An 11,439-nucleotide genomic window follows, 5' to 3' on the forward strand; every position below is an offset into this window, starting at 1 on the left:
TCCAACCTCGCATGGACGGTCTGCAGACGACAGTAGCGAGGGGGCCTGCCGCGTTGGATCGTCTCCATCGCGCGTTCGGGGCTGGCCGCTTGCGACGAGCGATCAAAAGTCGCCGATAGTTCCCGCCCGAAAACTTCGAGCCGTGCCGTAGGCAATTTCGCTCCGGTGGTGCGAAATTAGGCGAGAAGGCCATGAGAGCTGCGCTCGAATGGCGGGGGGAGCGGTATCCGCTTCATCTATAAAACACTTCGAGGCGAATGCCGCTCCGGGGTCCGTCCACATGCGCGCAACCGGAGGCTCCCGCCATCCGGCAAAAACTCATGCCCGCCTTGCACCAAACTGCCACAGACCCCGATTAACAGTTCCACCAGAACCCGATAGCCTCGGGTTGATTTGGCCCCAAGGCCTCGCAAGGAGCAAGACGATGACCGAATGGTGGCGCGGCGGAGTGATCTATCAGGTCTATCCGCGTTCATTTCAGGACAGCAATGGCGACGGCGTCGGCGACCTGCCCGGCATCATCGACCGGCTTGACCACATCGCCAGCCTCGGGGTCGATTGCATCTGGCTTTCGCCCATCAATTCTTCGCCCCAGGCGGATATGGGCTATGACGTATCGGACTATAACCAGGTCGATCCGCTGTTTGGCTCGCTGCAGGATTTCGACGTTCTGATCGAACGTGCCCATGCGCTGGGGATCAAGGTCATCATGGACCAGGTTGTCAGCCACACTTCAGACCAGCACCCCTGGTTTCGCGAATCCTGTTTCTCAAAGGATAATGCCCGATCGGACTGGTATGTCTGGGCCGATGCCAACCCGGATGGCACCCCACCGAACAACTGGCTTTCGGTCTTTGGCGGCTCCGCGTGGGAATGGCACACCTCGCGAAAACAGTATTTCCTGCATAATTTTCTGACCTCGCAGCCAGACCTGAACTACCACAATCCCAAGGTGCAGGACGCAGTGCTCGATGTCATGCGCTTCTGGCTTGACCGCGGGCTCGATGGCTTCCGCCTCGATACGGTCAATTACTATTTCCACGACGAAAAGCTGCGCTCGAACCCGCCGCTGAAGTCGTTGAAAGGCAAGCCTGCCGTCAATCCCTATGACATGCAGAGCCACAAATATTCCAAGAGCCAGCCTGAAAACGTCGATTGGCTGAAGCGCGTCCGCACCATGCTCAACGACTATCCCAACGCCACCACCGTCGGCGAGGTGGGTGATGACGAGCGCGGCCTTGAACTGATGCGGCTCTATACGTCCGGCCAGGACCTGCTGCACATGTGCTATTCGTTTGATTTTCTCGGCCCCAAATTCAGCGCCGCACACTTCCGCGGCAAGGTCGAAGCCTTCTTTGCCGATGGTGGCACCGGCTGGCCGTGCTGGAGTTTTTCCAACCACGACGTCATTCGCCACATGACCCGCTGGGCGCCACACAGCGCTTCGGCGGCAGACCTGTCGCGCCAGGCCGCAGCGCTGATGATGACGCTTAAGGGCTCGGTCGGGCTGTATCAGGGCGAGGAACTGGGCCTGCCTGAAGCCGACATTCTTTATGAAGAGCTGACCGACCCGCGTGGTATTCGCTTCTGGCCCGAAGACAAGGGCCGCGACGGTTGCCGCACCCCCATCCCCTGGCAGCACGCCATGAACCATGCCGGCTTCACCACCGGCAAGCCGTGGCTGCCCGTCAAGCACGCAGCGGCAGCGCTCAGCGTCGAAACGCAGAATGCCGACCCCGGGTCGACGCTTAATTTCTATCGCCAGTTCATCGCCTGGCGCAAAGCCCAGCCCGCGCTGCTGACCGGCTCGATCGAGTTTTTCAAGGCCGATGAACCCATCCTCGCCTTCCGCCGCTCGGCCGGAAACAAGGATGTCATCTGCGTTTTCAACCTTTCGGCCGAAGAGCGCGAAGTCTCAGTCAGCAAGACCGGCACCGAACTCGAACCGGTCAGTCACAACGCCAGCCTCGAGGGCAAGGCGCTGACCCTTGGACCAAATGGCTTTGCTATCGTCGAAGCTCCAGCGGGCGAAGGCAAGGTGCGCTACAAGGCGGGCTAAGCACCCGCCTCAGCAAACTCGACCCATCCCTCCCCCTATCAGGGGGAGGTTAGGTGGGGGCAAAAGCGGCTCAGCCCTTCTGCCCCTTCCAGGCCAACAACCGCAGCGCATTTGCCGTCACCAGCAACGTAGCGCCCGTATCCGCCAAAATAGCGGGCCACAGTCCGGTGACGCCAATGATCGTCGTCACCAAAAACACCGCCTTCAAGCCCAGCGCGATGGTGATGTTCTGCCAGATGTTCGACATCGTCGCCCGCGAGATGCGGATCAGATTGGCGACATCCATCACCCGACCATGAAGCACCGCGGCATCGGCCGTCTCCAACGCCACATCCGTGCCACCGCCCATGGCGATACCGATATCGGCAGCCGCTAGGGCCGGCGCGTCGTTGATGCCATCGCCCACCTTGGCAACCACCTTACCCTCGGCCTTCAGACCGTTGACGATGCGCTGCTTATCCTCGGGGAGCAATTCGGCGTTTACACTGATGCCGAGATCAGCCCCGATAGCTCGAGCGGTACGGACATTGTCACCTGTAAGCATGACCACATCGGCACCCAGTGCCTTGAGCGCGGCAAGGCCTGTGCGGGCATCATCGCGCGGCTCATCCCGCATGGCGATGAGACCAGCCAGCTCATTGCCCGCCAGCAGGACTGAAACCGTCTTGCCCTCATCGTTGAGAGCGCCGATGCGGATCGAGAAATCATCCGTGAGCGGCACACGAAGCGCAGCGGCCTTCGGCGAGCCGAGGAAGAGTTCGACGCCGTCGAGCGTGCCGATGACTCCCTTACCGCCGAGCGCGCCGGCATTGGTGGCGGCCACGGCTTCGATGCCGGCTGCCTTGGCCTTTGCGAGAATGGCCGCGGCGAGGGGGTGGCTGGACCCAACTTCGAGACTGGCGGCAAGGCGCAGCATTTCCGTCTCCGAGCGACCGACAGCAATGACGTCGGTCACCTGCGGACGGCCTTCGGTCAGTGTGCCGGTCTTGTCGAGCGCGACCATGTTGATCTTGCCCAACTGTTCCAGCACCACACCGCCCTTCATGAGGAGACCCTGGCGGGCACCGGCCGAAAGCGCCGCGGCAATGGCGGCTGGGGTGGAAATAACAAGCGCGCAGGGGCAGCCGATGAGGAGAATAGCGAGGCCCTTGTAAACCCACTCATCCCACGAAGCGCCGGTAAGAAGCGGCGGCAGAATGGCGACGAGCGCGCCGACCAGCAGCACGCCGGGGGTGTAGTATTTGGAGAAGCGATCGATGAAGCGCTCGGTGGGTGCCTTGGATTCTTGGGCGGTTTCGACCAGCGAGACGATACGAGCAATGGTGTTGTCGGCCGCAGCGGCCGTCACGCGGATGCGGAGGGCCCCATCCTGATTGACGGTGCCGGCAAAGACCTGGTCTTCGGGGCCCTTGTGGCGAGGTACGGATTCGCCGGTGACGGGAGCTTCATCCACCGAGCCTTCGCCCGAAAGAACAATGCCGTCGGCCGGCATGCGATCGCCGGGACGAACAAGCACGATGTCGCCAACGACGAGTTCGGCGGCGTCGATCTCGCTGACCTTGCCCTCGACTTCGCGCTGGGCACGACGCGGCACGAGATTGGCCAATGCCTTGATACTGGCGCGGGCGCGGCCGGTAGCAATGCCTTCGAGCAGTTCGCCCACGAGAAAGAGCAGGACGACAATGGCCGCTTCCTCGGCCGCGTCGATGAACACCGCACCCACCGCGGCAACGGTCATCAGCGTTTCGATGGAGAACGGGCTGCCATTCATCATCCCCATGCGCGCACGGCGGAAAATGGGAAGGAGTCCCACCAGCATGGCAAGGATGAAAAGCTCGTTGTGCCAGGCGGGGAAAAAGCGTTCGAGCGCGAAGGCCGCAGCGACGGCGACGCCGCAGAAGATGGTCAACTGTGCCTTGGCGGTTTTCCACCACGGGCCATCTTCGGCAGCATGATCGTGGCCGTGCATGCCTTCAAGCGCATCGGGCTTTTTGTCATTGTGATCATGATCATGGTCGTGGTCGTGCGGCTTCGCAGGCGCCAAAGGTGCAGCTCCGGTCAGCGGTGCGATGCGATAGCCGAGATCGGTGACCTTCTTCTGTACCTGAGCGAGATCGGCCCCCTTGTGGCCGACAGTCATGGTGCCGGCGACGACGGAGACGGAAACATCGACAACGTCAGGCAGCCGCCGCACGGCGGTGTCGATCTTATTGGCGCAGCTGGCGCAATCCATGCCTTCGACACGGAAGCGTGTGCTGGTTTCCTCGGCGCTCATCTCTCGGCTCCTTGTATTTATCTGGGACCGGCGTACATCCTCTAGTGACTAGAGGAGCAAGCGAAAAAATGCAGCAGGGCATCACCATCGGCAATGTGTCGCAGGCAAGCGGGGTGAAAGTGCCCACCATTCGCTACTACGAGCAGATCGGCTTGCTGCCCTCCCCGCCCCGCACCGAGGGCAATCGGCGCAGCTATGACGACCGGGATCTGGAGCGGCTGACCTTTATCCGGCATTCGCGCGAGCTGGGGTTCGAGATCGACGAGATCAGGACGCTGCTCTCATTGCAGGATCAACCCAATGTTTCCTGCGAAGACGCCGATGCGATTGCCAGCAGGCATCTGGCAGATGTGAAGCAGAAGATCGCGAGCCTGACGGCCTTGCAGCATGAACTGGAACGGATGGTGGTGGGCTGCTCGCATGGGCGGGTCGAAACCTGCAAGGTCATCGACATTCTGGCTGACCATGGGAAGTGCCGCTTCCACGGGGAATGATCGGTGACCCCGCACTCCTTAGATATGGAGCGCAAGGGGCTTGCTTCAAGCCGGGGGCGCTGCACTATAACCGCACTCCCATAGAGCCAAGGGAGCTTGCCATGATCTATTGCCACGGAACGCGCGCCGATCTCAAAACCGGCGATCTGTTGTCGCCTGGTTATTCCTCGAATTTTGGACAGCGCAAGCCAGCCTCGTGGATCTACTTCGCGGCGACGCTTGAAGCGGCCATCTGGGGCGCGGAGCTGGCCGAGGGTGAAGGCCCGCAGCGGATTTATGTCGTCGAGCCGACGGGAGAGTTCGTCGATGATCCCAATCTCACGGACAAGAAATTTCCCGGCAATCCGACGAAGTCTTATCGCAGCCAACAGCCACTGCGGATTGTCGGCGAGGTGACCGGTTGGGTGGGGCATCCGGTCGAACAATTGCAGGCGATGAAGGATGGGGTGGAGCGTATGCGGCAGGCGGGGGTGGAGGCGATAGATTAAGGTTCGCCACACTCTCGGTTTTCCCTTCTCCCCTTGTGGGAGAAGGTGCCCGAAGGGCGGATGAGGGGTATGGGATCTACCCACTCGCTCCTCTGCGGAGGAGAGAATACCCCTCACCCTGGATTTTCGCTGAACGCGAAAATCCAGTCCCTCTCCCACAAGGGGCGAGGGAAGATCAGTGAGGGCTAAGCCATCTCGCTACTTTCCACTCGCGCGGCTTTGCCGGTCGAGTAGATAAACGCGCAGATGAAGACGATGGTCAGCAGCAGTACGATCGTCGGCGCCGGGGCGCTGTCCATGAAGAAGGACAGGTAGACGCCCAACAACGAGCCGACCAAGGCTATCACGGTCGCGAGCATCAGCATGGTCGAGAACCGGCGCGTGAGGAGGAAGGCTATCGCGCCGGGGGCGATGAGCATGGCAATGGACAAAATAATGCCAACGGCCTGCAGGGCGCCCACGATGGTCAGGGAGATCATGGCGAGGAGACCATAGTGGAGGAGATTGACCCTCAGACCCACGGCGCGCGCTTGGCCCGGGTCGAAGGCGTGGAGCAAAAAATCTTTCCACTTGATGCCGATGACTGCAGCAACCACCAGCGCGATAACGAGGGCCTGGATGATGTCAGCCATGCTGACGCCGAGCATGTCGCCGAACAGGATGTGGTCGAGATGCACGTCGGACTGGATTTTCACATAGAGAACCAGCCCCAGCCCGAACATGCCGGAGAAGACCACGCCCATCACAGTGTCCTGCTTGATGCGGCTATTGTCCTTCAAATAGCCGGTCGCGATGGCGGAGAACATGCCCGCGACGAAGGCGCCGACGGCGAGGGGAATGCCGATCATGTAGGCGATGACCACGCCGGGAAACACGGCATGGGAAATGGCGTCGCCCATCAGCGACCAGCCCTTGAGCACCAGGAAGCATGAGAGCAGCGCCATCGGCACGGCGACGAGCGCCGAGATGATGAGCGCATTGTTCATGAACTCGAACTGGAAGGGGAGGATGAGAAAATCCCAGAGGTTCATTCCGTGGCCTCCAGGGCTTCGGCGGCGCGACGACGGGCGGCGAGGAGGCCGTGCTTTGGGGCAAAGAAGAAGGCGATGAGGAAGATCGCCGTCTGCAGCACGACGATGATGCCGCCGGTGGCGCCATCGAGGAAATAGCTGACATAAGCGCCGACGAAGGAGGTTACCGTGCCGATGGCGACGGCGATCGTGAGAAGGCGCGGAAAACGGTCGGTGAGGAGATAGGCCGTGGCGCCAGGGGTGACGACAAGGCAGATGACGAGGAAGGCGCCGACTGTCTGCATGGCGGCAACGGTCGATGCCGAGAGCAGGACGAAGAAGACGGCGCGCAGCAGGTTCGGTTTCAACCCGATGGAACGCGCGTGGTTCTCGTCAAAGAAGGTGACCATGAGGTCCTTCCACTTGGCGAGGAGAATGGCCAGCGAGACGAAGCCGATGATGGCGAGCTGCAGCGTGTCCTCGGGGGTGATGGCGAGGATATTGCCCAGCACGATGGTTTGGATGTTTACCGAGACGGGCGAGACCGAAACCATGAAGAGTCCCAACCCGAAGAAGGCGGAAAAGATCAGGCCGATGATGGCGTCTTCCTTGAGCTTGGTGCGCTGATTGAGAAACAGCATGGCCGCCGCGGCGAGACCGCCGGAGAAGAAGGCGCCGAGGGCGAAGGGTAGGCCCAGCATATAGGCGCCGGCCACGCCGGGGACGATGGAGTGGCTAAGCGCGTCGCCGATCAGCGACCAGCCCTTGAGCATCAGGTAGCACGAGAGAAAGGCGCAGACCCCGCCGACAAGGGCCGAGACCCACATGGCATTGGTCATGTAACCATAGGAAAAGGGTTCGAGGAGCAGCTCCATTTACGGCTGTTCCTCCGGCTTTTCGTCGGGCGAATGGCGGCGGGCCTTGCCGCCTTCAAAGAGCAGCGGGCGCTCGTCATCGGTAAAGACGCGAACGCCGGAATCCACGCCGCCATTGGGCGCGTGATTGATGACGAAATGGCGGAGCACGCCGCCAAAGGCCTTTTCGAGGTTTTCCTGGGTGAAGGTCTCCTCGGTCGGGCCGTAGGCGAGGACCGTCCCTTTGACGAGAATGGTGCGGTCGCAGAATTCGGGAACAGAGCCGAGATTGTGCGTGGAAACCAGCATCACGCGGCCCTCGTCGCGCAGTTCGCGCAGAAGCGTGATGATCTGGTCCTCGGTTTTGACGTCGACACCGGTAAAGGGCTCGTCGAGGAGGATGACGCGACCATCCTGGGCGAGCGCACGGGCGAGGAAGACGCGCTTTTTCTGGCCGCCCGAGAGTTCGCCGATCTGGCGCTTGCGGAATTCGCTCATATTGACGCGTTTGAGCGCCGCTTCCACCGCATCGTGGTCGGCCTTCTTGGGGATGCGCAGCATGCCCATATGGCCATAGCGACCCATCATCACGACGTCTTCGACGAGAACCGGAAAATTCCAGTCGACCTCTTCGGACTGCGGGACGTAAGCGACGAGGTTCTTCTTCAGCGCCTGTGCCACCGGCATGCCGAGCACGGTGATTTCGCCGCGGGCGAGGCGCACAAAGCCCATGATGGCTTTGAACAGCGTCGACTTGCCCGACCCGTTGACGCCCACCAGCGCCGCAATGGTGCCGGTGGGAATGGCAAAACTGGCGTCGCGAATGGCGGTGAGGCCATTGCGATAGGTAACGGTGGCGCCTGATACGGCGATGCCAGTGCCGGTCTCAACCTCGGCATGGCGAAGTGGGGCATTCATTCCGTAAGGCCTTTGGCAATGGTTTCGGAGGTGACGCGGAGAAGGTCGATATAGGTTGGCACGGGGCCGTCGGCCTCCGTCAAGGAATCCACATAGAGGACGCCGCCATATTTGGCGCCGGTTTCGCGGGCGACCTGTTCGGCGGGCGCCGAGGAAATGGTGCTTTCAGAGAAGATGACGCCGATCTGGTTCTCGCGCATGGCGTCGATCACCTTGCGCACCTGCTGCGGCGTACCCTGCTGATCGGCGTTGATTGGCCAGAGATAGAGTTCTTTCAGACCGAAATCGCGGGCAAGGTATGAAAACGCGCCTTCCGAAGTGACGAGCCAACGCTTTTCTTCGGGCACGGCGGCCAGTTCAGCCTGGATCGGTTCGATCATGGCCGAAATCTTGGCTTTATAGGCTTCGGCATTGGCCTTGTAGGTGTCGGCATTGGCCGGGTCGTGCTCGACGAAAGCGTCGCGGATATTGTCGACATAGATCATGGCGATGCTGGGCGACATCCAGGCATGGGGATTGGGCTTGCCCTGATAGGGCCCCTCGGCAATGCCCATAGGCTCGATGCCATCGGAGACGACGACGCTTGGTACGTCGCGCAGATTGGCGAAGAAGCGCTCGAACCAGAGTTCTAGATTGAGCCCATTATAGAGAACGAGATCGGCACCCTGAGCTCGCTGAATGTCGCCGGGGGTCGGCTGGTAGTTATGGATCTCTGCGCCGGCCTTGGTGATGGATTCAACCACCGCGGCGTCGCCGGCGACATTCTGCGCGATATCGGCAATGACGGTGAAGCTCGTGACGGCCTTGAACTTGTCCTGGGCGATAGCGGGAATAGCGGGAAGCGCGACCGACAGACCCAAAGCAAGCAGCGTCCCAAGGGCCTGACGCCGTGTACCGAAAAACATAGAACCAACCTTGTTGCGAATGATTTGCATTTTCACTCAATGTATAGGGGCGCAGAAAAGTTGCAAGTAGGAATGGTTTGCAAAAAAGATGGGCAATCACCGCGCGGTCCGGACACTACATCTAGTAGGCCCCCCGAAATGGCCCGCGGCGGCCGCGGGGCGAAAGAACGTGGTGCAGTTCTCTGTGTTTGACGGGGAAAAGCCCCCTGTCCCCGCTATCCCCATATAGTTCAAGGACGAATCCCGGGGCATGGGTTAGGCCGAGGCTTGCGATTCCGACAGCGGCAAAAAGTGATCGAAATTCATCAAGGCAGCCATGCATCCGGCCAGGCGAATCTGAGAGGCTCGAAAAGGGCCGGAAATCCGGCCATTTTTCGAACAAAATTCATGCCGGCCTAGATCACAATTTGCCTGTCAAGCGTTGATGACAAGGCTGACACAAACCATATACCTTGCAGTAAGAATTAGACGAGATACTACATATAGCGTTCAGGGCCTCTTACGATTCGAGAGAACCGGTTGGGCCTGAAGCCTTCGGAAGCTGGTCATTTTTCAGCCGACGACGGTATGCGTTTGTAGTGATTTGCAGCGTTGAACTTTCTCATTTTTAAGCCACTTCCGTGAGGATCCGATGACTATCACCGTCTATTCCAAGCCCGCCTGCGTCCAGTGCACCGCAACCACGCGCGCGCTCGACCGAAAGGGCATTGATTACACGGTGGTGGATATCTCCGAGGATGCAGTGGCTTACGCCCGCGTCGAGGAAATGGGCTACCGCCAGGTACCAGTGGTAGTAGCCGGCGATCAGCACTGGGCCGGCTTCCGTCCCGACATGATCGGCAGCCTTTCCTGATTGGATGCGCGGGCGGCGCCCGCGCTTGAGGAGCCGGATTGCGGGACCATGGGCAATATCGTCTATTATTCCAGCACTTCGGAAAACACCCATCGCTTCGTCGAGAAGCTCGGGATGCAAAGCGTAAGGCTGCCGGTTGATGCTGGCAGCGAGCCGCCCCAGGTGGATGAGCCCTTTGTTCTGGTGGTTCCCACTTATGGCGGCAACGACGGCAAGGGCTCTGTGCCCAAGCCAGTGATAAAATTTCTCAATAACCCGGCCAATCGCAGCCTCATCCGCGGCGTGATCGCGGCCGGGAACACAAATTTCGGCACGGCTTATGGCGCGGCGGGCAATATCGTCAGCCAGAAGTGCGAAGTGCCTCTCCTCTATCGGTTCGAGCTGCTCGGCACGGAAGAGGACGTAGAAAACGTCAAACAAGGACTCGAACGGTTTTGGACACGCTCACACTAGACCGCACGGAAGATCGCCCGGCCTCCAAGGGGCAGCTCCAGGACCAGAGCCTGGATTATCACGCGCTCAACGCGATGCTGAACCTTTATGACGATGCTGGAAATATCCAGTTCGACAAGGACAAGCAGGCTGCACACCAGTACTTCCTGCAGCACGTCAACCAGAACACGGTCTTCTTCCACAATCTGCGGGAGAAGCTCGAATACCTCAGCGTCGAAGGATACTATGAGCGCAGCGTGCTCGATCAGTATTCGTTCAACTTCATTCGCGATCTCTACGATCACGCCTATGACAAGAAGTTCCGCTTCCCGACCTTCCTCGGCGCGTTCAAATATTACACCAGCTACACGCTGAAGACCTTCGACGGTAAGCGCTATCTTGAGCGCTACGAAGATCGCGTCTGCATGGTGGCGCTGGCCCTGGCCCGCGGCAACGAAACCCTCGCCCGCGACCTCGTCGACGAAATCATGGCCGGCCGTTTCCAGCCCGCGACCCCGACTTTCCTCAATGCCGGCAAGGCCCAGCGTGGCGAACTCGTCTCGTGCTTCCTGCTGCGCATCGAAGACAATATGGAGTCGATCGGCCGCTCGATTAACTCTGCCCTGCAGCTTTCCAAGCGCGGCGGCGGCGTGGCCCCGAGCCTCACCAATCTTCGCGAAATGGGCGCGCCCATCAAGCATATCGAGAACCAGTCCTCCGGCGTCATCCCCGTGATGAAGCTTCTCGAAGACTCCTTCTCCTATGCCAACCAGCTTGGCGCGCGCCAGGGCGCGGGTGCGGTCTATCTCAATGCCCACCATCCCGACATCATGCGCTTCCTCGATACCAAGCGCGAGAATGTCGACGAGAAGATCCGCATCAAGACGTTGTCTCTCGGCGTCGTCATTCCTGACATCACCTTCGAACTCGCCAAAAACAATGAGGATATGTACCTGTTTTCGCCTTACGACGTCGAACGCGTCTACGGCGTGCCGTTCACCGAGATCTCGGTGACTGAGAAATACCGCGAGATGGCCGACGACAGCCGGATCAAGAAGAAGAAGATCAAGGCTCGCGACTTCTTCCAGGTGATTGCCGAAATCCAGTTCGAGAGCGGTTATCCCTACATCATGTTCGAGGATACGGTGAAC

Annotated in this window: 11 protein-coding genes; 6 read left to right on the top strand and 5 right to left on the bottom strand. The window is 60.1% G+C overall.

Going from position 1 to position 11,439, the window contains the following annotated elements:
- The first annotated feature begins 424 nt into the window (after positions 1-424).
- The gene (locus ABW043_RS13685) at positions 425-2,059 is read left to right on the top strand and encodes an alpha-glucosidase family protein (protein WP_353921761.1); all 1,635 of its coding nucleotides are present in this window, start codon (positions 425-427) and stop codon (positions 2,057-2,059) included.
- Between the two features lie 70 nt (positions 2,060-2,129).
- On the opposite strand, the gene ABW043_RS13690 is transcribed toward ABW043_RS13685, so the two are convergent.
- Entirely contained in the window at positions 2,130-4,334 is a 2,205-nt protein-coding gene (locus tag ABW043_RS13690; RefSeq protein WP_353921762.1) for a heavy metal translocating P-type ATPase, read from the bottom strand.
- A 68-nt stretch (positions 4,335-4,402) separates the two neighbouring features.
- Here ABW043_RS13690 and ABW043_RS13695 point away from each other — a divergent pair, with 68 nt between their 5' ends.
- Together ABW043_RS13695 and arr are read left to right on the top strand one after the other, a co-directional pair.
- Positions 4,403-4,828 (top strand): MerR family transcriptional regulator, encoded by a 426-nt coding sequence (locus ABW043_RS13695; protein ID WP_353921763.1) that lies wholly within the window; start codon positions 4,403-4,405, stop codon positions 4,826-4,828.
- Between the two features lie 101 nt (positions 4,829-4,929).
- A complete protein-coding gene (arr, locus tag ABW043_RS13700; protein ID WP_353921764.1) occupies positions 4,930-5,316 on the top strand; it encodes an NAD(+)--rifampin ADP-ribosyltransferase in 387 nt (128 codons plus the stop codon).
- Between the two features lie 185 nt (positions 5,317-5,501).
- On the opposite strand, the gene ABW043_RS13705 is transcribed toward arr, so the two are convergent.
- From ABW043_RS13705 to ABW043_RS13720, 4 genes are read right to left on the bottom strand one after another with little or no spacing between them, the layout of a single operon-like run.
- Entirely contained in the window at positions 5,502-6,347 is an 846-nt protein-coding gene (locus ABW043_RS13705; RefSeq protein ID WP_353921765.1) for a metal ABC transporter permease, read from the bottom strand.
- Positions 6,344-7,201 (bottom strand): metal ABC transporter permease, encoded by an 858-nt coding sequence (locus tag ABW043_RS13710; RefSeq protein WP_353921766.1) that lies wholly within the window; start codon positions 7,199-7,201, stop codon positions 6,344-6,346. The genes ABW043_RS13705 and ABW043_RS13710 overlap by 4 nt, the downstream gene beginning before the upstream one ends.
- A complete protein-coding gene (locus tag ABW043_RS13715) occupies positions 7,202-8,098 on the bottom strand; it encodes a manganese/iron ABC transporter ATP-binding protein (RefSeq protein ID WP_353921767.1) in 897 nt (298 codons plus the stop codon).
- Positions 8,095-9,003, bottom strand: coding sequence for a metal ABC transporter substrate-binding protein (locus tag ABW043_RS13720; protein ID WP_353921768.1), 909 nt, complete (start codon positions 9,001-9,003; stop codon positions 8,095-8,097). Before ABW043_RS13720 ends, ABW043_RS13715 begins: the two co-directional genes overlap by 4 nt.
- Before the next feature lie 631 nt (positions 9,004-9,634).
- Here ABW043_RS13720 and nrdH point away from each other — a divergent pair.
- From nrdH to ABW043_RS13735, 3 genes are all read left to right on the top strand, one after another.
- A complete protein-coding gene (gene nrdH, locus ABW043_RS13725; protein WP_353921769.1) occupies positions 9,635-9,856 on the top strand; it encodes a glutaredoxin-like protein NrdH in 222 nt (73 codons plus the stop codon).
- A 48-nt stretch (positions 9,857-9,904) separates the two neighbouring features.
- Entirely contained in the window at positions 9,905-10,309 is a 405-nt protein-coding gene (nrdI, locus tag ABW043_RS13730; RefSeq protein WP_353921770.1) for a class Ib ribonucleoside-diphosphate reductase assembly flavoprotein NrdI, read from the top strand.
- On the top strand, positions 10,291-11,439 hold a 1,149-nt coding region (locus ABW043_RS13735; protein WP_502908648.1), incomplete at its 3' end, for a ribonucleotide reductase barrel domain-containing protein. The genes nrdI and ABW043_RS13735, both read left to right, overlap by 19 nt.

The sequence above is a fragment of the Devosia sp. genome, from assembly GCF_040509215.1.
In the GTDB taxonomy this organism is placed as follows: Bacteria; Pseudomonadota; Alphaproteobacteria; order Rhizobiales; family Devosiaceae; genus Devosia.